This window comes from Micromonospora sp. D93 (assembly GCF_018070365.1).
Taxonomy (GTDB): Bacteria; Actinomycetota; Actinomycetes; order Mycobacteriales; family Micromonosporaceae; genus Micromonospora; species Micromonospora ureilytica.
In genome coordinates this window covers 93,714-116,177 of sequence record NZ_JAGPXW010000023.1, presented here as the reverse complement: position 1 = coordinate 116,177, position 22,464 = coordinate 93,714, and the positions used below count along the sequence as shown (strand labels likewise).

At 72.0% G+C, this 22,464-nt stretch carries 25 protein-coding genes and 1 tRNA gene; 22 read left to right on the top strand and 4 right to left on the bottom strand.

What is annotated here, in order from left to right:
• Positions 1–242 precede the first annotated feature (242 nt).
• From fdh to KBX71_RS23620, 10 genes are all read left to right on the top strand, one after another.
• Positions 243–3,515 carry a formate dehydrogenase gene (fdh, locus tag KBX71_RS23665; RefSeq protein WP_210820096.1) on the top strand — a complete coding sequence of 1,091 codons (3,273 nt, stop codon included), beginning with the start codon at positions 243–245 and terminating at the stop codon, positions 3,513–3,515.
• A complete protein-coding gene (locus KBX71_RS23660; protein WP_210820095.1) occupies positions 3,505–4,479 on the top strand; it encodes a 4Fe-4S dicluster domain-containing protein in 975 nt (324 codons plus the stop codon). Before fdh ends, KBX71_RS23660 begins: the two co-directional genes overlap by 11 nt.
• Positions 4,476–5,627, top strand: coding sequence for an NrfD/PsrC family molybdoenzyme membrane anchor subunit (nrfD, locus tag KBX71_RS23655; protein ID WP_210820094.1), 1,152 nt, complete (start codon positions 4,476–4,478; stop codon positions 5,625–5,627). The genes KBX71_RS23660 and nrfD overlap by 4 nt, the downstream gene beginning before the upstream one ends.
• A 13-nt stretch (positions 5,628–5,640) precedes the next feature.
• Positions 5,641–5,736 (top strand) — tRNA-Sec (locus tag KBX71_RS23650).
• 23 nt (positions 5,737–5,759) lie between these two features.
• Positions 5,760–7,064: an L-seryl-tRNA(Sec) selenium transferase gene (gene selA / locus KBX71_RS23645; protein ID WP_210820110.1), complete on the top strand. Its 1,305-nt coding sequence runs from the start codon at positions 5,760–5,762 to the stop codon at positions 7,062–7,064.
• 2 nt (positions 7,065–7,066) lie between these two features.
• Positions 7,067–8,764, top strand: coding sequence for a SelB C-terminal domain-containing protein (locus tag KBX71_RS23640; protein ID WP_210820093.1), 1,698 nt, complete (start codon positions 7,067–7,069; stop codon positions 8,762–8,764).
• A 54-nt stretch (positions 8,765–8,818) separates the two neighbouring features.
• Positions 8,819–9,559, top strand: coding sequence for a hypothetical protein (locus tag KBX71_RS23635; protein WP_210820092.1), 741 nt, complete (start codon positions 8,819–8,821; stop codon positions 9,557–9,559).
• Positions 9,560–9,617: 58 nt separating this feature from the next.
• The gene (locus KBX71_RS23630; protein WP_030327722.1) at positions 9,618–9,815 is read left to right on the top strand and encodes a hypothetical protein; all 198 of its coding nucleotides are present in this window, start codon (positions 9,618–9,620) and stop codon (positions 9,813–9,815) included.
• A gap of 81 nt (positions 9,816–9,896) precedes the next feature.
• Positions 9,897–11,174, top strand: coding sequence for a hemolysin family protein (locus KBX71_RS23625; RefSeq protein ID WP_210820091.1), 1,278 nt, complete (start codon positions 9,897–9,899; stop codon positions 11,172–11,174).
• Positions 11,175–11,247: 73 nt separating this feature from the next.
• The gene (locus KBX71_RS23620) at positions 11,248–11,433 is read left to right on the top strand and encodes a hypothetical protein (RefSeq protein ID WP_036410487.1); all 186 of its coding nucleotides are present in this window, start codon (positions 11,248–11,250) and stop codon (positions 11,431–11,433) included.
• 5 nt (positions 11,434–11,438) lie between these two features.
• Here the strand turns inward: KBX71_RS23620 and KBX71_RS23615 are convergent, their stop codons facing one another.
• Positions 11,439–12,089 (bottom strand): hypothetical protein, encoded by a 651-nt coding sequence (locus KBX71_RS23615; protein WP_210820090.1) that lies wholly within the window; start codon positions 12,087–12,089, stop codon positions 11,439–11,441.
• 132 nt (positions 12,090–12,221) lie between these two features.
• Between KBX71_RS23615 and KBX71_RS23610 the strand changes: the two genes are divergently transcribed.
• Positions 12,222–12,425, top strand: coding sequence for a hypothetical protein (locus tag KBX71_RS23610; protein WP_124822158.1), 204 nt, complete (start codon positions 12,222–12,224; stop codon positions 12,423–12,425).
• Here the strand turns inward: KBX71_RS23610 and KBX71_RS23605 are convergent, their stop codons facing one another.
• The 3 genes from KBX71_RS23605 to KBX71_RS23595 all read right to left on the bottom strand — a co-directional run bounded on the left by KBX71_RS23605 (position 12,426) and on the right by KBX71_RS23595 (position 14,092).
• Complete coding sequence (locus KBX71_RS23605; RefSeq protein WP_210820089.1) at positions 12,426–12,902, bottom strand: hypothetical protein; 477 nt, start codon at positions 12,900–12,902, stop codon at positions 12,426–12,428.
• On the bottom strand, positions 12,899–13,111 hold the full coding sequence (locus KBX71_RS23600; protein WP_088989541.1) for a phosphatidylethanolamine-binding protein: 213 nt from the start codon (positions 13,109–13,111) through the stop codon (positions 12,899–12,901). The genes KBX71_RS23605 and KBX71_RS23600 overlap by 4 nt, the downstream gene beginning before the upstream one ends.
• 99 nt (positions 13,112–13,210) lie before the next feature.
• On the bottom strand, positions 13,211–14,092 hold the full coding sequence (locus KBX71_RS23595) for a universal stress protein (protein ID WP_210820088.1): 882 nt from the start codon (positions 14,090–14,092) through the stop codon (positions 13,211–13,213).
• 116 nt (positions 14,093–14,208) lie between these two features.
• On the opposite strand from KBX71_RS23595, the gene KBX71_RS23590 reads away from it, so the two are divergent.
• The 11 genes from KBX71_RS23590 to KBX71_RS23540 all read left to right on the top strand — a co-directional run bounded on the left by KBX71_RS23590 (position 14,209) and on the right by KBX71_RS23540 (position 22,422).
• Positions 14,209–14,955, top strand: coding sequence for an SAM-dependent methyltransferase (locus tag KBX71_RS23590; RefSeq protein WP_210820087.1), 747 nt, complete (start codon positions 14,209–14,211; stop codon positions 14,953–14,955).
• Positions 14,956–15,026: 71 nt separating this feature from the next.
• On the top strand, positions 15,027–16,199 hold the full coding sequence (locus KBX71_RS23585) for a PP2C family protein-serine/threonine phosphatase (RefSeq protein WP_210820086.1): 1,173 nt from the start codon (positions 15,027–15,029) through the stop codon (positions 16,197–16,199).
• 56 nt (positions 16,200–16,255) lie between these two features.
• Positions 16,256–16,717 (top strand): MarR family transcriptional regulator, encoded by a 462-nt coding sequence (locus tag KBX71_RS23580; protein WP_210820085.1) that lies wholly within the window; start codon positions 16,256–16,258, stop codon positions 16,715–16,717.
• 294 nt (positions 16,718–17,011) lie between these two features.
• Positions 17,012–17,644, top strand: a complete 633-nt coding sequence (locus KBX71_RS23575) for a CDP-alcohol phosphatidyltransferase family protein (protein ID WP_210820084.1) — start codon at positions 17,012–17,014, stop codon at positions 17,642–17,644.
• Entirely contained in the window at positions 17,641–18,585 is a 945-nt protein-coding gene (locus KBX71_RS23570) for a DUF881 domain-containing protein (RefSeq protein ID WP_210820083.1), read from the top strand. Before KBX71_RS23575 ends, KBX71_RS23570 begins: the two co-directional genes overlap by 4 nt.
• Positions 18,582–18,914 carry a small basic family protein gene (locus tag KBX71_RS23565; RefSeq protein WP_030327710.1) on the top strand — a complete coding sequence of 111 codons (333 nt, stop codon included), beginning with the start codon at positions 18,582–18,584 and terminating at the stop codon, positions 18,912–18,914. Before KBX71_RS23570 ends, KBX71_RS23565 begins: the two co-directional genes overlap by 4 nt.
• A gap of 11 nt (positions 18,915–18,925) precedes the next feature.
• Positions 18,926–19,912, top strand: coding sequence for a DUF881 domain-containing protein (locus KBX71_RS23560; protein WP_210820082.1), 987 nt, complete (start codon positions 18,926–18,928; stop codon positions 19,910–19,912).
• Between the two features lie 60 nt (positions 19,913–19,972).
• Positions 19,973–20,353 carry a glycine cleavage system protein GcvH gene (gcvH, locus tag KBX71_RS23555; RefSeq protein ID WP_124822150.1) on the top strand — a complete coding sequence of 127 codons (381 nt, stop codon included), beginning with the start codon at positions 19,973–19,975 and terminating at the stop codon, positions 20,351–20,353.
• A gap of 214 nt (positions 20,354–20,567) precedes the next feature.
• Positions 20,568–21,020, top strand: a complete 453-nt coding sequence (locus KBX71_RS23550; protein WP_007071101.1) for an FHA domain-containing protein — start codon at positions 20,568–20,570, stop codon at positions 21,018–21,020.
• 50 nt (positions 21,021–21,070) lie between these two features.
• Entirely contained in the window at positions 21,071–21,772 is a 702-nt protein-coding gene (locus tag KBX71_RS23545) for a MerR family transcriptional regulator (RefSeq protein ID WP_196926699.1), read from the top strand.
• A gap of 185 nt (positions 21,773–21,957) precedes the next feature.
• Positions 21,958–22,422: a bifunctional nuclease family protein gene (locus tag KBX71_RS23540; protein WP_030327706.1), complete on the top strand. Its 465-nt coding sequence runs from the start codon at positions 21,958–21,960 to the stop codon at positions 22,420–22,422.
• The last annotated feature ends 42 nt before the right edge of the window (positions 22,423–22,464 follow it).

Below are 22,464 nucleotides of genomic sequence, written 5' to 3'. Positions count from 1 at the left end.
GCTGGTTGTGGACAGTGTCGGTGTGACTCAGTGTCCCCGGGCCTCACCTAATATCGCCCTCGCGGAATACCGTTCGGCTGGAGCCGCGTCGTGCCACTCGCCGAGAGGCGACCTGCACACCGACACCTGCGCCGCCCCCGGCCCACAAGGCCGGGGGCGGCGCTGTCTGCGTCCCGGGTTCGCGAACCTGTCTCAGGTGACCTATGTTCAGGGGGTCGCTCGCGTGGGAGGGGGTGCCGGGGATGGGTCTGCGGACCTTTGTCGAGGGTTGGCCGGTCTATCGCCAGCTCACCGGCACTGACCCGTTGGGCCGGGGTGCGGCGGCGAAGTCCGACGGGTCCCGCGCGCTCACCGCTCGTACCGAGGATGCCGACAGCGTGGCCCGTTCGGTGTGCCCGTACTGCGCTGTGGGTTGTGGTCAGCGGGTGTTCGTGAAGGACGGGCAGGTCAGTCAGATCGAGGGTGATCCGGACAGCCCGATCTCGCGGGGTCGGCTCTGCCCGAAGGGCTCGGCGAGCAAGAGCCTGGTCACGAGCCCGTTGCGGCAGACCACGATCCGCTACCGCCGGCCGTACTCGACGCAGTGGGAGGATCTGGAGCTCGACACCGCGCTCGACATGATCGCGGACCGGATCCTCGCCGCCCGCGAGCAGACCTGGGAGGACGTCGACACGCAGGGCCGGCCGCTCAATCGGACGCTGGGTATCTCCAGTCTGGGTGGGGCGACGCTGGACAACGAGGAGAACTACCTCATCAAGAAGTTGTTCACCGCGATGGGGGCGCTCCAGATCGAGAACCAGGCCCGTATTTGACACTCCGCCACTGTCCCCGGTCTGGGGGCCAGCTTCGGTCGTGGCGGTGCGACGGATTTCCAGCAGGACATCGCCAACGCTGACGTGATCGTCATCCAGGGTTCGAACATGGCTGAGGCGCACCCGGTGGGTTTCCAGTGGGTGATGGAGGCCAAGCGCAAAGGCGCGAAGGTCTTCCACGTCGACCCGCGGTTCACCCGGACGAGCGCGGTCGCTGATGCGTACCTGCCGATCCGGGCGGGCACCGACATCGCGTTGCTCGGTGGGGTGGTGCGTTACATCCTGGACAACGACCTGGACTTCCGGGAGTACGTGCTCTCGTACACCAACGCGGCGACGATCGTCAGCGCAGAGTTCAGCGACACCGAGGACGGCGACGGCTTCTTCTCCGGCTTCGACCCGGAGACCGGCACGTACGTGCAGGACAGCTGGCAGTACGAGGGGCATGATGGTTCGTCGGGTAGTGGGCACACCGCCCAGGAGCGGGACAGCGCCGCGGGGTTGACGCACGAGTCGCACGGCGCGCCGGTGGGCGGGCAGGCCCGGCGTGACGAGACGTTGCAGCATCCGCGCTGCGTCTACCAGATCCTCAAGCGGCACTTCGCCCGCTACACCCCGGAAATGGTGGAGCGGGTCTGCGGTATTTCGCAGGCGCAGTTCCTGGAGTTGGCGCGGGCGTGGACGGCGAACTCCGGCCGGGACCGCACCGGCATGCTGATCTACTCCGTCGGGTGGACGCAGCACAGTGTGGGTGTGCAGTACATCCGTACCGGCGCGATCATCCAGTTGTTGCTGGGCAACATGGGTCGTCCTGGTGGTGGCGTCATGGCCCTGCGGGGGCACGCCAGCATCCAGGGCTCGACCGACATCCCGACGTTGTTCAACCTGTTGCCGGGCTATCTGCCGATGCCGCACCACGCCGAGCACCCGAGCTTCGACGAGTGGGTGGACAGCATCCGCCACCCGGGGCAGAAGGGGTTCTGGGGCAACGCGCGGTCGTTCGCGGCCAGCCTGCTCAAGGCGTACTGGGGTGACGCGGCGACGCCGGAGAACGACTTCTGCTACGGCTACCTGCCCCGGCTGACCGGTGATCATGGCACCTACCAGCAGGTGCTCAACATGATCGACGGGAAGATCAAGGGGTACTTCCTGCTGGGGCAGAACCCGGCGGTCGGGTCGGCGCACGGTCGGGCGCAGCGACTCGGCATGGCCAACCTGGACTGGTTGGTGGTCCGGGACCTGTTCATGATCGAGAGCGCGACGTTCTGGCAGAACGGCCCCGAGGTCGCCACCGGGGAGATCGTGCCGGAGGAGTGCCGCACGGAGGTGTTCTTCCTGCCCGCCGCGTCGCATGTGGAGAAGGAGGGCACGTTCACCCAGACGCAGCGGTTGTTGCAGTGGCGGGAGAAGGCCGTCGAGCCGCCGGGCGACGCCCGCTCCGAGCTGTGGTTCTTCTATCACCTGGGCCGCAAGCTGCGGGAGAAGCTGGCCGACTCGCCGCTGCCGCGCGACCGGGCGCTGCTCGACCTCACCTGGGACTACCCCACGCACGGTCCGTACGCGGAGCCGAGCGCCGAGGCGGTGCTGCGGGAGATCAACGGGTACGACGTGACGACCGGTCGTCCGCTGTCCGGTTTCGCCGAGGCCCGCGCGGACGGCTCCACCGCGATCGGTTGTTGGATCTACAGCGGGGTGTACGCCGACGGCGTGAACCAGGCGGCCCGGCGCAGGTCCCGGCACGAGCAGGACTGGGTTGCCGCCGAGTGGGGTTGGGCGTGGCCGGCGAACCGGCGCATCCTCTACAACCGTGCCTCCGCGGACCCGGACGGCAACCCGTGGAGTGAGCGCAAACGTTACGTGTGGTGGGACGCGGACAAGAGCGAGTGGACCGGTTACGACGTGCCGGACTTCGAGAGGACCAAGCCGCCGTCGTACCGGCCGCCGCCCGGCGCGTCCGGGACGGAGGGCATCGCGGGCGACGACCCGTTCGTCATGCAGGGCGACGGCAAGGGTTGGCTGTACGCGCCCAGCGGTGTCCTGGACGGGCCGTTGCCGACGCACTACGAGCCGGTGGAGTCGCCGGTGCGTAACCCGCTCTACGGTCAGCAGGCCAACCCGACCCGCAAGATGTACGCGCATCCGGTGAACTCGGTGAACCCGAGCCCTCCGCAGGAGCACGGTCAGGTGTTCCCGTACGTGTTCACTGTCAGCCGGCTCACCGAGCACCACACCGCCGGCGGGATGAGCCGGACGGTGTCACCGTTGGCCGAGCTGCAACCGGAGATGTTCGTCGAGGTGTCCCCGGCCCTGGCCGGCGAGGTGGGGCTGACGCATCTGGGCTGGGCGCACCTGGTCAGCGGCCGCGCGGTGATCGAGGCGAAGGTGCTGGTCACCGACCGGCTCACCCCGCTGCGGGTGGACGGTCGGATCATCCACCAGGTGTGGTTGCCGTACCACTTCGGTTTCGAGGGCCTGGTCACCGGCGACTCGGCCAACGATTTGTTCGGTATCAGCCTGGACCCGAACGTGCTGATCCAGGAGAGCAAGGTCGGCACCTGCGACGTGCGGCCGGGTCGCCGTCCCACCGGCCCGGCGTTGCTCGACCTGGTGGCCGACTACCAGCGGCGCGCCGGGATCACCCCGGGCCAGCACGCCCCGGCCGTGACCACCGACAACGAGGGGAAGGAACACGGTGCTTCCTGACCCGAACAGTCTGTACGGTCCGCTGGACCCGGCGCCCGACGCGGGCTATGAGAACGCGCCACCCCGGATGGGGTTCTTCACCGACACCAGCGTCTGCATTGGCTGCAAGGCCTGCGAGGTCGCCTGCAAGGAGTGGAACGGTGTCCCGGAGAACGGGCTGGACCTGCTCGGCATGTCGTACGACAACACCGGTGCGTTGACCGCGAACTCGTGGCGCCATGTGGCGTTCATCGAGCAGCCGCGCCCGGCCGGGCATGGCGCCTCGCCGGCGGACGTCCTCGGCGCGCCGGTCGACGCGGACCCGGCCCGGCCGGTCGACGCGGGCGCGGGACCGCAGTTCCTGGGGATGCCGGGGGCCCAGCCGCCGGGCCGGGGCACGGGCGTCGAGGAGCGCACGGATTTCCGCTGGTTGATGATGTCGGACGTCTGTAAGCACTGCACCCATGCGGCGTGTCTGGATGTGTGTCCGACGGGTTCGTTGTTCCGGACGGAGTTCGGCACGGTGGTGGTGCAGGAGGACATCTGCAACGGGTGTGGGTACTGCATTTCCGCCTGCCCGTACGGGGTGATCGATCAGCGCAAGGACGATGGTCGGGCGTGGAAGTGCACGCTGTGCTACGACCGGTTGGGTGCGGGGATGACGCCGGCGTGTGCACAGGCGTGCCCGACGGAGTCGATCCAGTACGGGCCCCTCGACGAGCTGCGCGAACGCGCCGCCGCCCGGGTGGAGACGCTGCATGATCGTGGTGTTCCCGAGGCGCGCCTGTATGGCCATGACCCGAACGACGGCGTCGGTGGTGACGGTGCGTTCTTCCTGCTGCTCGACGAGCCGGAGGTGTACGGGCTGCCGCCCGACCCGGTCGTGACCACCCGGGACCTGCCGAAGATGTGGAAACGTGCCGGCCTCGCCGCGCTCGCCATGGCGGCGGCGACCGTCGCCGCGTTCGTCGGAGGTTCCTCATGACCCCACCGAGCCCCATGGGCGACCGGTTCCGTCGCTTCCGGGAGCGGCTCGCCGCCGAGAGCCTCGACCGACCACCGGTGCGCGACGACCGCCCCAGTACCGCCAGCGGCAGCACCGAAGCCGGGGGCCGGCAGGGCCGGCGGGGCAGGCGGCGTGGCGGCGGCGAGGAACTGCGGGTGCCGGAGGCCGAGTTCACGTCGTACTACGGTCGGCCGGTTCTGAAGGGGCCGGTCTGGAAGTGGGACATCGCCGCGTACCTGTTCACCGGCGGGTTGGCTGCCGGTTCGTCGCTGCTCGCCGCGGGCGGGCAGCTCACCGGGCGGCCCGCGCTGCGGCGCGCCGGTCGGGTCACCGCGTTGGCGGCCGTCAGCGCCAGCGCCGTCTTCCTGGTGAAGGACCTGGGCCGGCCGGCGCGGTTCCACCACATGCTGCGGGTGGCCAAGCTGACCTCGCCGATGTCGATGGGCACGTGGATCCTCACCGTGTACGGGCCGGCGGCGGGCGTCGCCGCGATCGCCGAGGCGGCCGGTGTGCTGCCTCGGCATGGTCTGCTCGGGCTGGCCGGCCGCGCGCTGCCGTCGATCGGGCACGCCGCTGGGCTGGTCGCCGCCGGCACCGCGCCGGCCCTGGCCACGTACACCGGGGTGTTGTTGGCCGACACGGCGGTGCCGTCGTGGCACGAGGCGTACCCCGAGCTGCCGGTGATCTTCGCGGGCAGCGCGCTGGCCAGCGGCGCCGGCGTGGGTCTGCTCGCCGCGCCGCCGGCCCAGGCCGGGCCGGCCCGCCGGATGGCGGTGGCCGGCGCGGCCCTGGAGCTGTACGGCGCGCATCGGGTGGAGACCCGCCTCGGCCTGCTCAGCGAGCCCTACCGGTTGGGTTGGCCGGGTCGGTTGCTGCGCGCCGGGCGGTTGTTGACCGTCGGCGGGGTGGCGGGCGCGCTGCTGGGCCGGCGCAGCCGGGTGGTCGGGGCGCTCTCGGGGACCGCGCTGCTGGCCGCGTCGGTGCTGACCCGGTTCGGCATCTTCTACGGCGGCGTCGCCTCGGCCCGCGACCCCCGCTACACGGTGGTGCCGCAGCGCGAACGGGTCGAAGCCCGCCGAACCGGCATGGATCTTCCATCTGATCGGGCGGTCCCGCCCGCGGTGTGATCGAATGTCCGGTGGAGGCGTTCAGGCGGCTGGTGCCCCTCCCGGTCTTCAAAACCGGAGTGGTCCGGGACCCGGGCCAGGCGGGTTCGATTCCCGTCCGTCTCCGCCACACCGCTTGCAGGAGATGACGTGATGGGCGACGGCCCGGTGGACCCGCGACGTCGGGTGCCCCGTACGGACACGCTGCTCGCCGACCCGGTGCTGGCCGCCGCCACCGCGACCCTCGGTCGGGAGCAGGTCAAGGCGATCGTCTCCCACGCGCAGGGCCGCGCCCGCCGCGGTGAGCTCAACCCCGACGAGGTACGCGACGCCGCCGTCGCCGCGCTACCCACCCCCGGCCCCCGGTTGGTCCTCAACGCCACCGGTGTCGTGCTGCACACCAACCTGGGTCGGGCGCCGTTGTCGTCCGCCGCGGTCGCCGCGGTGGTGGCCGCCGCCGGGCACACCGACGTCGAGTTGGACCTGGCCACCGGCCGGCGGGCCCGACGCGGCCGGGGCGCGCTCGACGCGCTGGCCGCCGCCGTGCCCGACGCGGACGCCGTTCACGTGGTCAACAACGGCGCCGCCGCGCTGGTCCTGGCCGCCACCGCGTTGGCCGCCGGCCGGGAGATCGTGGTCAGCCGGGGCGAACTGGTCGAGATCGGCGACGGTTTCCGCCTGCCCGACCTGTTGGAGAGCACCGGCGCGCGGCTGCGGGAGGTGGGCACCACCAACCGCACCACCCTCGCGGACTACGCCGCCGCGCTCGGCCCGCAGACCGGCTTCGTGCTCAAGGTGCACCCGTCGAACTTCCGGGTCACCGGCTTCACCTCCGCCGTCGGCGTACGGGAACTGGCCACGCTCGGGGTGCCGGTCGTCGTGGACATCGGCTCCGGGCTGCTCGGCGCGGACCCGCTGCTGCCCGACGAACCGGACGCGGCCAGCACCCTGCGCGCGGGCGCCGCGCTGGTCACCGCCAGCGGCGACAAGCTGCTCGGCGGGCCGCAGGCGGGGCTGCTGCTGGGCGACGTCGAGGTGGTCGACCGGCTGCGTCGCCACCCGCTGGCCCGGGCGCTGCGGGTGGACAAGCTCACCCTGGCCGCGCTGGCCGCCACAGTGCGTCAACCGGAGACCCCGACCCGGGTGGCGCTGCACGCCGACCCGGGTGCCCTGCGCGAACGGGTGGAGCGGCTGCGGGACCGGCTCGGCGCGGACGGCCGCAAGGCGGAGGTGGTGCCGGCCGTCGCGGTGGTCGGTGGGGGCGGCGCCCCCGGGGTGGAGTTGGACTCGTGGGCGTTGAGCCTGCCCGAGCGGTACGCGGCGCCGCTACGCGTCGGAGACCCGCCGGTCCTCGGTCGGGTGGTGCGCGGCCGGCTCCTGCTCGACCTGCGCTGTGTGCCCGCCGACGCCGACGAGGCGGTCCGCGCTGCCGTGCTGCGCGTACCCGGGGACGACTGAGCGTGTTCGTCGTCGCGACCGCCGGGCACGTCGACCACGGTAAGTCGACACTGGTCCGGGCGTTGACCGGCATGGAACCCGACAGGTGGGCCGAGGAACGCCGCCGGGGGATGACCATCGACCTGGGTTTCGCCTGGACGACGTTGCCGTCCGGCGGGACCGTCGCGTTCGTCGACGTACCCGGGCACGAGCGGTTCGTGCCGAACATGCTCGCCGGGGTCGGCCCGGTGCCGGCGGCGCTGATCGTGGTGGCCGCCGACGAGGGCTGGATGCCGCAGTCCGCCGAGCACCTGGCCGCGCTCGACGCGCTCGGTGTCGCGTACGGCCTGCTGGCGGTGACCCGTGCGGACCTGGCCGACCCGGGGCCCGCGACGGCCCGCGCCCGCGCCGAGATCGCCGCGACCAGCCTCGGCGCGGTGCCGGCGGTGGCGGTCAGTGGCCTGACCGGCGCCGGCCTGCCGGAGCTGCGGGCCGCCCTGGACCGGCTCGCCGCCCAACTGCCCGCGCCGGTGGTGGACGACCCGGTCCGGCTGTGGGTGGACCGCAGCTTCACCGTGCGGGGCAGCGGCACCGTCGTCACCGGCACCCTCGGCGCCGGCCGGCTGCGGGTGGGCGACGAGCTGGAGTTGGCCGGCGCCGACGAACCGGTCCGGGTCCGTGGCCTGCTCACCCCGGGCCGGTTCCACCACACCGACCTGGTCGACGTCCGGCTCGCCGGCGACCCGGCCGCCGACCTGCCGGCCACCCTCACCCTGCACGTCGGGTCGGCGGCGGTGCCGGTACGGGTGCGCCCGCTCGGCCCGGACACCGTCCGGCTGCGGCTGGCCCACCCGCTGCCGTTGCTGGTGGGCGATCGGGCGCTGCTACGGGACCCGGGTCGCCACCACGTCAGCGGCGGGGTGCGGGTGCTGGACGTGGCGCCCCCACCGCTGGCCCGACGGGGTGCGGCCGCCGCCCGCGCCCAGGTCCTCGCCGAGTTGGACGGTCGTCCCGACCTGGCGGGGGAGCTGCGCCGTCGCCGCCTGATCCGGGCCGGCGCGTTGATCCGGATGGGTGTGCCGGTGCGAGACCTGCCGGTGCACGCCGAGCCGGCGCAGAACGGGCCGGCGTTCGCCGAGCCGGTGGCCGGTGACTGGTTGGCTGACCCCGCACACTGGCGGCGGCTCGGCGAGCAGTTGACCGAGGAGGTCGCCAGGCACGCGCGGGAGCACCCGTTGGCGCCCGGGATGCCGGTGGACGCGCTGCGGCAGCGCCTCGCCCTGCCCGACCGGGTGCTGGTCGAGGCACTGGTCCGGCCGCCGCTGCGGATCCACGCCGGTCGGGTCGGCGCGGCGAGCGCCGACGCGTTGCCCGAGGCGGTGGCCCGGGCCGTGCAACGGGTCCGCGCCGAGTACGGTGACCGGCCGTTCCGGGCCCCCGAGGCGGACCGCCTCGTCGACCTCGGTCTGGGCCCGCGCGAGATCGGGGCCGCGGTGCGGGCCGGTGCGCTGCTGCGGCTGGCTGACAACGTGGTGCTGCTGCCCGACGCGCTCGACGACGCGGTCCGAGTGCTGGCCGGGCTGCCGCAGCCGTTCACGCTCTCCGCGGCCCGGCAGGCGTTGGACACCACCCGCCGGGTGGCGGTGCCCCTGCTGGAGTTGCTGGACCGGCGGGGCGCGACCCGGCGGCTGCCCGACGACGCCCGGATCGTCGTCACCTGAGCAGGCCCGTCCTCCGGGGCTGACAGTGTGGCGTCGGGATGCGACGGTGGGCTGATGGTCGAGGCGATCCCCACCCGGACACGGGCCTCCCGCCGCCGGTGGCGTGCGGTCGTCCCGGTGGTGCTGCGCTGGGCGCTGCCGGTGCTGTGGGTGCTGTGGGCGTCCCTCGCGTGGTGGGTCGAGCCGCGCGCGTCCACCGAGGCGCAACTCGACCGGGATCTCGCCGCTGGCCAGGTGGTGGCCTTCCAGCGGTCGTCCGGCTGGGCCGACGACGGCGCGTACTGGGGGAGCCGGCCGCGTGCGCGGTACGCGCCCGACGGCGGGATGCTGACCTGGGCCGTGTCGAACGGCCAGCACCGTTACGCCTCCGGCACGCCGCTCGCCTTCGAGTCGTACCCCGCCGAGCCGGACTCGTCCGCGAGGGCCGAGCAGGAGGCGCGGCGTGCCGCGCTCGCCGACGCGAGGCGGGCCGACGGCAGCACCGCGTACCGGATCGGGAACGCCGTGGCTCTGCTCGCCGGTGTGTTGACCGTGCTCTGGCTGGGCCGGTTGGTCGGTGGCGCGCCGCCGCTGGTCGGCACCCGCTGGTTCTGGTTCTGGGTCGGGCTGCTGCCGTTCGGGGTGGGTGTGCTGGCCTGGACCTACCGTGAGCTGTGGAGACCACCGTCGGCGCCGGTGCCCGGCCGTGGCTCGGGGTGGCGTGGGCTCGGTTGGCTGATCCTCGCCGCAGTCGGGATCAGCCTCGTGGTGGGCGTTGCCCGCATCGTGTTCGGGACGACTGTGGTGCCGGGCTGAGCCGGTGCTGCCCGGCCAACCGGCCCCGAGGTCGGCGGTGGTCACCTACGGTGACGCCATGGACCCTTCGGCGGTCTGGCGGGACCGGCAGCACCGGTGGCGCATCGAGGCGTACCGCGCGCCGGACCTGCGCTTCGCCATCTACGCCACAAATGGCCCCACCGAGTCCGTGCCGCTGTGGCTGTTCGGGATGTCGGCGCTGGCCCGGTGGCTGATGACCCACGCCATCTCGCTGGACGACCTGGAGGTCGACTGAGCGGGGGCGCGGTCGCAAACCGCGCCCGCGCCGCGCCCCGCTGCGGTTGAGTGACCTCAGGCGGCGGACGGGGGGTACGCGATGGGCGGTCAGCTCGGGCAGTTGGCGTTGGTGGCCGTGCTGGTGCTGGTCAACGCCGCCCTCTCCGGCAGTGAGATGGCGCTGGTTACCCTGCGGGAGGGGCAGTTGCGGCGGCTGGGCCGGCGCAGCGGCGCCGGTGACCGGTTGGTGCAGCTGTCCCGCGACCCGAACCGCTACCTGGCCACCATTCAGCTCGGCATCACCCTGGCCGGGTTCCTCGCCTCGGCGGCGGCCGCGGTGTCGTTGGCCAGCCCGCTGGTCGGCCCGTTGGGTTTCCTCGGCGGGGCGGCGCGTCCCGCCGCGGTGCTGCTGGTGACCGTGCTGCTGACGTTCGTCACGCTGGTGTTCGGCGAGTTGGCCCCGAAGCGGCTGGCCATGCAGCGGGCCGAGCGCTGGGCGCTGCTGAGCGCCGGCCCGCTGGATCTGCTGGCCCGGGTGTCCCGGCCGGCGGTGTGGCTGCTCAGCCGGGCCACCGACGCGGTCGTGCGGCTCGCCGGCGGTGACCCGCGGGCCAACCGGGAGGAGATGACCGAGGAGGAGCTGCGGGAGATGTTGGCCAGCCAGCGCGGCCTGTCGGCCCAGCAGCGGGAGATCCTGACCGGCGCGTTCGACATCGCAGGCCGGACCCTGCGGGAGATCCTGGTGGCCCGGCGGGAGGTGACCACGCTGCCGGCCAGCCTGGCCGCCGACGAGGGTGTTCGGCGGCTGGCCGCCGCCGGGCGCTCCCGTGCTCCGGTCACCGGTCCCGGCGGCCTGGACGAGGTGCTCGGTGTGGTGCACATCCGCGACCTGGTGCGGGCCGGCACCGCCCCGGTGGGCGAGCGGGTTCGGGCGCCGCTGCTGCTGCCGGTGACCCTGCCGGTGGCCGACGCGATGCGTCAACTGCGACAGGAACATCAGCAACTGGCCCTGGTCGTCGACGAGCACGGGGGTATCGACGGCATGATCAGCATGGAGGATCTGTTGGCCGAGGTGGTCGGTGAGTTGTACGACGAGGCAGACCGTGACGTGCGCGGGGTCGTCCGGGAACCGGACGGGTCGCTGCTGGTGCCCGGCGACTTCCCGTTGCACGACCTGCCGGACCTGGGGGTGCGGCTGAGCTTCCCGTTGTCTCGGGACTACACGACTGTGGCTGGTCTGGTGCTGGCCCGGCTGCGGCACCTGCCGGACTCCCCGGGTGAGACGGTGCGGCTGCCCGGGCTGACCCTGCAGGTGGTGGAGGTCGCCGATCGGGCGGTGCGACGGGTGCGGCTCTGCGGGTTCGTCGCCGAGCGCTGACCATTCACCCAGAAGGCTGATAAAAGCCCCAAATTGACGAGGCGGCGATCGCGGTCCGCCTACGGTGCCAGACGTGAAGGACCGAGGGTTGCGTACGTTCGTCACGGTGCTGGCCGGTCTCGCGGTGATCTACTTCGGCAGCGCCGGCCGCAGCCCCGAGGAGGGCCGTGGTATCTCCGGCGGGGTGGTGGTGCTGGCGTTGCTCGCCGCGTTGCTGGTGTGGCACCTGACCCGCCCGGGGGACAAGACGGTCAAGTGAGCGCCTCACCGGGCGGCGACGCGGGTGACCTCACCGGCGGACTCCTCACCCAGCGCCACGCGTACCAGCGCTGAGGCGAGCCGGCCGAAGTCCGGTCCGTCGACGAGACCGGCGAGCCGGTCCGGAGACCCCGGCAGACCCAGCCGCTTCGCCCCGGCCAGGGCCCGACGGTCGGCGTACGGGCGTACGTCCGCCCAGACCGTCTGTGCCTCGCGCAGGTAGATGTCGGCGCCGGTGGGGCCGATGCCGGGGAACTCGGTGAGCCGCCGCCGCAGCCCGGCGGGGTCGCCCTGGGCCTCCCGGTGCAGGCGTCGCAGGTCACCGTGCCAGCGGTCCAGGCACAGCCGGGCGCCGGTGCCGAGCATGGTGGCGGTCCGCTCGTCGTAGCGGCGGTAGTGCCCCCGGCCCAGCGCGTCGACGCGTTCCTGCCAGCTGGCCGCCTCCATGGCCTGTGGGGTGCGGTAGCCGGCGGCGAACAGCTCTCGCGCGGCGTCCACCGCCACGCACGCCCGGATCCGGGTGCTCAGCAGCGTGGTCAGCACCAGCAGTTGGTACAGCGGCCCGGGGCGGTCGGCGAGCCGGATGCCGGCCTCCTCGGCGTACGTGCTGCCACGCCTGTCGAGCAGGACCCGCACCACACGTCGATCATTGCCCATCCGGACGGGTTACCCACTTGCGGCCCCGCTAGCCCTCGCGCCGGTGACCACGGCCGGAATGCCGTCGGGGCGGGCGGGTATGCCGGCGGTGGAGGTGGTCGATGCCGCCCCCGTACCGGAGGGAGACACCCCGTGACGAACCCGCAGCAACCGGAGTTGCGCCGCAACGCACTGGGCGCGACCAGTCAGGACAACAAGGGCCCCGCCCCTGGCGGGCATCCGGCCAACCGTGGCACGTCGCGCGGCGACGCCGGTCGGCCGGTGCCCAAGGGGCAGGTGTCGCCGTACGGCCCGGCCGGTGAGCCGGTGGCCGAGGACGACAGCGATGCCCGCTGACTAGCGCCCGCGACCTGGCGGCCGCCGCAACCTGTTCCAGGTTGCGGCGGCCGCCAGCCCGTACGCGAGGTGCGGGATGATGTCGGAGATCCAGTCGGAGCGCCGCCAGGTACGCGGGTCGCTGATCCCGAGCACGGTGATCGACCCGTCGGTCATCGTCATGACGCCCGCCCCGAGCAGGCCGGTGGCAACCGGCAACGGCTGACGCCGACCACCCGTGTAGAGCGCGAACCCGACACCCGCGGCGATGCCCAGCCCGTAACCGATCAGCGGCCCGAGGCCCGAGCGGCGGTTGGCCGCCCGGCCATCGGACCCCAGGCTGACGTGCGCGATCCCGGCCAGCCGGTCGACGGTCTCCTGGGGAACGTCGCTCTCCGGCCGTGCCCGTAGCGCCATGTCGAGGTAGCTGACCACGTTCAGCGCGGTGCTGCCGACGGCACCAGCGATGGCACCGTCGGCAACGTCGACACTCCTCACTTCGGGTCGCCCGGTTCGCGCTCGCTCTTCGGGCCGTACGTCCGGTCACCGCGCACCACGCCCCGCTGGCCGCGATCCTCCTGGAGGATCCTGTTCGCGACCTGGTTGGCCTTGCCGTCGGGTACTCGGCGTCCGGAGTCGTCGATGGCGTTGCGCAACCGCGCCCGCTGCTTGTCGTACGCGTTGCTGCCCGGCCGTGGTCCTGGCATCTGTGCCTCCTTCGTCGGTCTGGGCACCTGGTGCTGCCCACCGTCCGCTGGGCGTACCGCGGCCGTCTACCCGTCTCGCGGCGGACCAACCCCGGCGGGCTACTGGGGCGCGCGGACCACGACGACCGGGCACTGCGCGTGGTGCAGCATCGACTGGCTCACCGACCCCAACAGCAACCCGGTCACCTCGCCGCGCCCGCGCCCACCGACGACCGCCAGTTGGGCGGAACGGGACGCCTCGGCGAGCACACTGCCGGGTCGACCATGGACGACCCGGCAGGTCAACCGCAGACCCCTGTGGTCCTCGGTGAGCCCGGTCAGCCACCCGGTGAGCATCCGCTCCTGCTCGCCGTGCAGCTTCGCCTCGTCGTACACCAGGGGTTGCATGTCGCCCGGCCCGCTGCTGCCGGGGTGTCGGTAGGCGTGCACCGCCACCAGCGGCACGCCGAGCGACACGGCGGTCTCGGCGGCGAAGTCCGCCGCCCGCCGGGAGCCGTCCGAACCGTCCACCGCGACCAGCACCGGCTCGTCGGGTCGTTGTGCCCCGCGCGCGACAAGCACCGGGCAGTCGGCGTACGCGGCGACCTGCACCGCGACCGAGCCGACCACCAGCGCGGAGAATCCACCCAAGCCGCGGTCGCCGAGCACGATGAGCGCGGCGGTGGGGGACTCGCCCACCAGCACCGCGGCGGCCTCCCCGTCGATGATCTCGCCGGAGATCGACAACCCGGGCACTGTCGCCTCGGCCTCGCGCACCGCGGCCTCGACCAGTTCCTCGGCCCGGTGGCGCAGCCCACCGCCGGGTGGCGCGTCCGGGGCGGGGGAGACCGGTACGTGCAGCAGCGGCCAGATGAAACCGTGCACGACCCGCAGTGGTCGGTGTCGGCGTGCCGCCTCGGTCGCGGCGAGACGTACGGCGCGCAGCGCCGACTCCGAGCCGTCGACGCCGACCACCACCGCCGCGTTGTTCGCCGAGTTCACCGCCCACCTCCGCTCGCGGCCAGTATCGCGGGCGCGGACGCCCCCGCGCCGCGATACCGCTGAGCGCGTCCCGGTCGGTACGCTGGCGACAACCGGCCGGGGAGGGAGCGTCGCCGATGGGTGAACCAGACCAGCCGAGCACCGCGCGCATGATCGACTTCTGGCTCGGCGGGCAGCATCACTTCCCCGTGGACGTGGCCGCCGCGAGCGCCTTCGAACAGGCGTACGGGCCGTGCGCGCCGGTGTTCCGGGAGCTGCGGGCGTTCCTGGGCCGGACGGTGCAGGCCATGGCCGCCGACGGCGTGGACGGGTTCCTGGTGTTCGGCGCCGGGGTGCCGACGATGGGCAACGTGCACGAGGTCGCCACCGACGCGACAGTGCTCTACACCGACGTGGACCCGGTCACCATCCGACTGGGACAGAGCATCCTCGCCGGCAGCGACCGGGCCGGCTACGGCTTCGGCGACGCGACCGACATCGGCTCGGTCGACCCGGCACAGCTGCACCGCTTCGTGCCGGGGTGGGGTCGGCGGCCGGTCGGAGTGGTCTTCCTCGGGTTGGCCGCGTTCCTCGACGACGCGACGCTGACCCGTACCCTGGACGAGCTGTACGCTGCCGCGGCGCCGGGCAGCCTGCTGGCGGTGGACTTCGACACCGAGGAGTTGGCGGCTCATCCGCAGGCGCTGGCCATGATGGGGCCGCAGTTCCGGATGCGTCCACCGGCGGCGTTCGCGCCCCTGCTGGGTCGGTGGGCGCCGACGCCGGACGGGATCGTCCCGGTCGCCGAGTGGCGGCCGGACGGTCAGCCGGCGCGGGTGCCCGATGCGTTCCACGGTGTGCTCGCGATCCGCCCGGCTGACTGACCGCGCCGATCGTCCGTCCGGGGGCGTCCGTATGATGCTTGCCCTATAGCAAGCTTCTGGGGAGGACGACGATGGTAGACGCGCCGGACGTGGTGTCGCGCGCGTTGCGCGAGGCTCCGCCCGACCAGTTGGCGGAGGCCGTGGACCGGGCGATCCGGTCGACGATGGGCGCGCTGCGCACCGACGTCTTCGTCGCCGACTACCGGATCAGCGGCCTCTGGCCGGTGCTGGACCCGGACCTGCCGGCCGCAGGTTTCCTGGCCTGCCACACCATGGCGCAGCGCTGCTTCAGCAGCCAGCAACCGGTACGTGACGGCGAGGGCCCCTGCCGGCTCTACCTGCCGTTGACGGTGTGGGGAGAGCGGCTGGGCGTGCTGCTGATCGAGCTTCCGACCGTACCGAATCCGGCGGTCACCGGTCGTGCCACGGACATCGCCGGCGCCCTGGCGGTGGCGATGCGCGCGGCGGACCGGGAGACCGACCGTTACCGGCGGGCCCGGCGCCGGGAGCGGCTGACGATGGCCGCCGAGATGCAGTGGGACCTGCTGCCCGGTCGCGGCGTGGCGCACCACGCGTTCGACCTGGCCGGTCAGCTCGAACCGGCGTACACGGTGGGTGGCGACCACTTCGACTGGTCGCTGGACGGCGACCGTCTCACCGTGACGGTGCTCAACGGCGAGGGCAGTGGACTGGCCGCGTCCCTGTTGACCGCCGTCACTGTCAACGCGATGCGCAACGCGCGTCGCTCCGATGGTGGCCTCGTGGAACAGGCCGAGTTGGCCTCGGACACTGTCTTCTACCAGCACCGGGGCGCCCGCTACGTGGCCACCCTGCTGCTCGAGGTGGACACCCGCTCCGGCCGGGTGCGGGCGGTTGACGCGGGCTCGCCACATCTGTTGCGGATGCGCGGGTCCACTGTCGAGCCGATGAAGCTCGATCAGCAGCTGCCGTTGGGCATGTTCGCCGAGACCCGCTACGAGCTTCAGGAGATGCAACTGGTGCCGGGTGACCGCCTCTTCGTGGTCAGCGACGGGGTGTGGGCAGCCGAGCCACCGGGTCAGGAGCCGTACGGGCAGCGGATGATGGCTCGTTCCCTGCGCGCCACGCGGCTGCAGCCGCCGGCCGAGGCGGTTGGTACGGTGATGCGCGAACTGCACGCCTATCACGCGGATTCCGATCTGCGCGACGACGCCGTCGTGGTCTGTCTGGACTGGCACGGTCCGCGCGAACGGGGCACGGGGTGAGAATCGCCGCCGCGTTGCCGGGCGGGCACCAGCGCGACGACGGCAGGGGACATCAGGTGGAGCGACCTGCGGATCTCGCCGCGGCGATCGACGCCGCCGCCGGGACGCTGATCGCCGTGCTGGACTCGGCCGCGTCGCGGCACCAGGTGCCGCCCACCCAGCTGAGGGTGCTCACGCTGCTCAGCGGTCGACCGGAGACCAACGTCAACGGGTTGGCGGAGCTGATGGACGTGGTGCCCTCGTCGGCGAGCCGCCTGTGTGACCGGCTGGAGGCGACCGGGTTGTTGCGCCGGGTGGCCGATCCGCGTGACCGGCGTGAGGTGCGGTTGGTGCCGACCGCCGCCGCGCTGACCCTGTTGGGGGAGTTGGCCGAGCGGCGGCAGCGTGCGGTGCAGGTGGTGCTGGACCGGATGCCGGCGCGGATGCAGCACGAGCTGTTGCTGGCGCTTGTCGGGTTCGCGCGGGCGGCGACCTCGGTGACCGAGCAGCAGACCGATTCCGCCGTGCAGACGGCCTGAACGCCGCCTCCTTTCCACTAGTGTCCTAGGACGCTCTACGCGTGGTGATCCACGCCACAGTGCGGCACGGCCGCACCGACAGCCCGACGGCGGCGCCCGGCCGGTGAGAGGAAGCCCGATATAGTGACAGCGCACCTACCCGGCCCGCGATCATCGAGATCGCGGGCCGCATCAGGGGAATGGGCCCCGCCCGGGGCCGCAGGGGAGAGCCGGCGCTCGTCGGCCCGACAGCGCGCACGACCCTCAGCCGCGCCCGGCGTCGGCCGGGGGCCCGCGTGCCGTGGAGGAGGATCGGTGTCGCGTCGGCCGGCTCGGGCAGAGCAACCGCGGGACACCGGTGACGAGGCCCCCGGCAACCAGGTGCTCACCCTGCCCAACCTGATCAGCTTCGGGCGGTTGCTGGGCGTGCCGCTCTTCCTCTACCTGTTCCTGGTGCAGCGGGCCGACGTGGCGGCGGTCGTCGTGCTGGCCATCGGCGGCACCACCGACTGGGTCGACGGGTGGATCGCCCGCCGCCTGCACCAGGTCAGCCGCCTGGGCGAGCTGCTGGACCCGCTCGCCGACCGGCTCTACATCCTCGCCACCCTTGTCGCCTTCACCGCGCGGGAGGTGGTGCCGTGGCAGTTCACCGCGGCGCTGCTGGCCCGTGAGGTGCTCCTGCTCGCCTCGCTGGCGGTGCTGCGTCGTTACGGGTACGGGCCGCCGCCGGTGCACTACGTGGGCAAGACCGCCACGTTCCTGCTGCTCGCGGCGTTCCCGGTGCTGTTGTTGGCCGCCGCGGCGACCGACGTGGCGACGGCGGCGAGCGCCATCGGTTGGGCGTTGGCCTGGTGGGGCCTGGTGCTCTACTGGGTGGCCGGCGGGATGTACGTCGTGCAGGCGGCCCGGCTGGTGCGCGCGGCGCGCGGCCGGGGAGCGGCGGCGTGAGCGCGCCGCGGCTGGGGAAGCCCGGCCAGGACCGGGTGTACGCGCCGGATTTCCTCACCGAACTGTTCCGCAACCCGCTGGATCCGGGGTACGCGGACGCGGCTGCCGCCCGTCGAGGCGCGGCGGAGTCCGCTCCGGCGCGGGGGTGGCGGGCCTTGCCGGCGCGGTCGGTGAGCCTGGTCGTGGTGGTGATGCTCGGTTTCCTGTTCGCGGTGGCGTACCGGCAGACGATGGCGGACGAGCCGGGGCGCAGCCAGGCCCGCTCGGGTCTGGTGACGCAGATCAAGGAGCGGGAGAGCCAGACCGACCGGTTGTCCACCCGGGCGGACCAGCTGCGCGAGGAGGTCAGCCGGCAGCGGGACGCGGCGTTGAGCGGGTCGGCCGCCGCCCGGTTGCGCAACCTGGAGGCGAGCACCGGGCTGGGTCGGGTGCGTGGTGACGGTGTGGTGGTGCGGTTGGCGGACGCGCCGGACAAGGCGGACGCGGTGACCGGTGCCGGGGCTGGGCCGCCGCGGGTGCTCTACAGCGACCTGCAGGGGGTGGCGAACGCGTTGTGGAGTGCTGGCGCGGAGGCGATCGCCATCAACGGGCAGCGGTTGACGTCCACGTCGACGATCCGGTCGGCGGGTGAGGCGATGCTCGTGGACTTCCGGCCGGTGACCGGGCCGTACGAGGTGTCGGCGATTGGGCCGGGTTCGATGCGGCGCAAGTTCGAGGACAGCCGGAACGCGGCGCTGATGCGGAAGGTCGCGCAGGGGACGGGGCTGTCGTTCGGTGTGCGGGAGGCGGATGACCTCACCCTGCCGGCGGCGCCGGAGCCGCAGCTACGCTACGCCAAGCCGTCGGTCAGTCCGAGCCCTTCCGCGTCGGGTGTCCGGTCCGGCAGTCCCGGGTCGTCCGGTCCGGCGACGACTGTTAGTCCCTCCGGAGGTGGCCGATGATCGCGGTGCTGGCGTTGCTCGCCGGTGTGGTGCTGGGCGTGTGGCTTGATCCCACGGTGCCGGCGGCGTTGCAGCCGTACCTGCCGATCGCGGTGGTGGCCGCGTTGGACGCGGTGTTCGGTGGGGTGCGGGCCCGGTTGGATCGCATCTTCGACGACAAGCAGTTCGTGGTGTCGTTCATTTCGAATGTGCTGGTCGCTGGTCTGATCGTGTATCTGGGTGACCAGTTGGGGGTGGGCGGGCAGTTGTCCACAGGTGTGGTCGTTGTGCTGGGTGTGCGTATCTTCGGCAACGTGGCGGCGATCCGTCGACACCTCTTCCGGGCGTAGGTTGGGTTGCGATGAGTGACGAGCAGACCGACACGGGCACCGGCTGGCCGCAGCCGGCGGGTCCGGTGCGGCCGGGTGGGCCGGCGGGTGAGCCGGATCCGCGGCCGGATGCGCCGGATCCGGATGAGTTGAGTCCGTTGGCGCCGCAGGGGCCGGCGCAGCCGTCGGATGACGAGCCTGCGGTGGAGCCGGTCGACGACGGCGCGACGGTGGATCTGAGCGCGGTGTCACGGTCGGGGGAGCCGGTCGCGGATTCCGACGGGTTGGCGGAACCGGTGGGGGAGCCGGTGGTGGCTGGTCGGTCCCGGTGGAGTGCGGCCGGGGTGATGATCGCGGCGTTGTTGGCGTTGCTGGGGTTCACGTTGGTCGTGCAGTTGAAGACGACGTCGACGGACCCGACGTTGGGGGCCACCCGGCAGGAGGACCTGGTGCGGATCCTGTCGGATCTGGATGCGCGGGAGAATCGCCTGCAGCAGGACATCCGTGCTCTGGAGGACAGTCAGCGGCAGTTGCAGTCGGGTGAGCAGGGTCGTCAGGCGGCGTTGGACGAGGCGACGCGGCGGGCGGACGAGCTGGGCATCCTGGCGGGGACGTTGCCGGCGGTGGGGCCGGGGTTGACTGTGCAGTTCGACGCGGGTGTGAAGCCGATCTCGGCGAACCGGGTGTTGGACGCGGTGCAGGAGTTGCGTGGTGCGGGCGCCGAGGCGATGCAGATCTCCGGTGGGGATCGGGCGACGGTGCGGGTCATCGCGTCGACGTACTTCCTCGATGGGGACGACGGGTCGTTGATGGTGGAGGGGCGTCGGTTGTCGGGGCCGTACACGATCACGGTGATCGGTGATCCGGCGACGATGCGTACGGCGTTGAACATTCCTGGTGGGGTGGTGGCGTCGGTCCGGGGTGACGGCGGTAACGTGACGTTTGGGGAGCGTGAGGTTGCCGAGGTTTCGGCGCTGCACGTGCCGATCAAGTTGGAACACGCCCGTCCGGTCTCCTGACCGGCGCGGCCGCGCCGGACCCGGGTGGTCCGGGGCACCGATGGATGAAGGACGCGTCTGGTGATTCCCGAGGATCTGCGATACACCGCCGAGCATGAGTGGGTGGCGGGTGACGGCACGGCTTCCATCCGGGTCGGCATCACCCACTTCGCGCAGGACGCGCTCGGTGACATCGTGTACGTGCAGTTGCCCGAGGCGGGTGCGGTGGTCGCGGCCGGTGACTCGTTGGGTGAGATCGAGTCGACCAAGAGTGTGTCGGAGATCTACGCGCCGGTGGCCGGTACGGTGGCGGCGCGCAATGACGCGTTGGGCGACACGCCTGAGTTGATCAACACTGATCCGTACGGTGAGGGTTGGTTGGTGGAGATCACGCCGAATGATCCGACTGCGACGGATGGGTTGCTGACGGCGGCCGCGTATCAGAAGATCACCGAAGGCTGAGTGTGCTTGATCCGGTGCGTGGGATGTCTGTGCGCGTCCGGTTGCCCTGCATTTCGGCGCTGGCTAGGCTCGCCAAGTCGACCGAGAACCCAATAGTTGAGCGTTGCGGAATTGCCTTCCCGGGCACGGGGAGCCAGCCGCCGGGTGTTCAAGTGCCCGGCGGCCAGACCCGCCATTACCCGACGCCGACCGAACAGATCCGTGAGGTGGTCCCATGACGCGGCCAGACGACGAGTTCCCCCCACTCGACGTCACTTCGACGCTCAATCTCGGTTCGCTCGACGAAGTGCTGGAGGGGCCGGATACCGATGTGGTGCCGAGCCGGATGTCCGGTTCGTTGCCGCCGGGTATGGCGCTGCTGGTGGTTCGTCGAGGCCCGAATGCGGGTGCCCGGTTCCTGTTGGACCACGATGTGACGACCAGTGGCCGGCACCCGGACAGTGACATCTTCCTGGATGACGTGACGGTGTCGCGTCGGCATGCGGAGTTCCACCGCGATGGTGGGACGTTCACGGTGCGGGACGTGGGCAGCTTGAATGGCACGTACGTCAATCGTGAGCGGGTTGAGGCGGCCACGTTGAGCAATGGTGACGAGGTCCAGATCGGTAAGTTCCGGGTGGTGTTCATCGCCGGTCCGCGCCCGGAGGAGGAGGCCGGCCGGGGGTGAACGAGCCTGCGGCCTCCATGTCACCCGGGGCGGCTCGGTCTGAGCCGCTGATGAGCATCGGTGAGGTGCTTGGGCAGTTGCGGGTGGATTTTCCGGACACCACGATTTCGAAGCTGCGGTTTCTTGAGGCCGAGGGTTTGGTCGAGCCGCAGCGGACGGCGGCGGGTTACCGGAAGTACAGCTGGGACGATGTGGCGCGGTTGCGGTTCGTGTTGACCGCGCAGCGGGACAAGTACCTGCCGTTGCGGGTGATCCGGGAGCAGTTGGCCGAGTGGGATTCGTCCGGTGAGCAGCCGGGGCGGTCGCGGCCGGCGTTGGTGGCGGTTGGTCCCGATGGTGCGGTGCCGGGTCGTGAGTTGGCGGAGCCGGCCGAGTCGTCGCAGGTGCGGCTCGGCCGGACGGATCTGGTGGCGCGCAGTGGGATCGACGAGTCGACGTTGGTGGAGTTGGAGCGGCTCGGTGTGCTGGTGTCGGATCCGCCGGGTTGGTATGACGCGGATGCTTTGATCATCGCGTCGGCGGTGGCGGGGTTGGCGTCGTACGGGTTGGAGCCGCGGCACCTGCGGGGTTATCGGACGGCGGCGGACCGGGAGGTCGGTTTGTTCGCGCAGTTGGTGGCGCCGTTGGCGCGGCAGAGTGACCCGGCGGCGCGGGCGCGGGCGGCGGAGACGGCGCGTGAGTTGGTGGCGTTGTCGGAGCAGCTGCACGCGGCGTTGGTGCGGGTGGGTTTGCGGTCGACGTTGGGTCGGTGAGGGTGCCCGGCGGGTGGCGGCTGAGCGGAAAGATCTCTTCGGGGAAGCGTGCCGTAGGCTTGCCGGGGTAACCCCTTTTCGGCGCGGGCGTGGTGCTGTAGCGCATGGGACGGCCGTGTTGCGGTCCGTGTACCGTGCAGGGAAGGGCGCGGTGCGGCGTAGGTGACAACGACACGGAGGCGGCGGTGCGCGAGCTGAGCGTGGTCGGAGTTCGGGTGGAGCTGCCCAGCAACCAGCCGATCGTCCTGCTCAGGGAGGTCGAGGGGGACCGCTATCTGCCGATCTGGATCGGCGCGGTCGAGGCGACGGCTATCGCTTATGAGCAGCAGGGGGTCAAGCCGGCCCGGCCGTTGACGCATGATCTTCTGCGGGACGTGTTGGCGGCGTTGAAGGCTCCCTTGCAGGCGGTGGAGATCACCGAGCTGAAGGAGAACGTCTTCTACGCGGATCTGTTGATCGGCGATGGGGTGCGGGTGTCGGCGCGGCCGAGCGATTCGATCGCGTTGGCGTTGCGTGTCGGTGCGCCGATTCGTTGTGCGGAGCAGGTCCTCAGCGAGGCGGGGATCGTTATCCCTGATGAGCAGGAGGACGAGGTGGAGAAGTTCCGCGAGTTCCTGGAGCAGGTGCGTCCGGAGGATTTCGCGGGCTGAGGTGTGCGCGGGCTCGGTTGGTGATCTTTCTCGGTGGCTGCG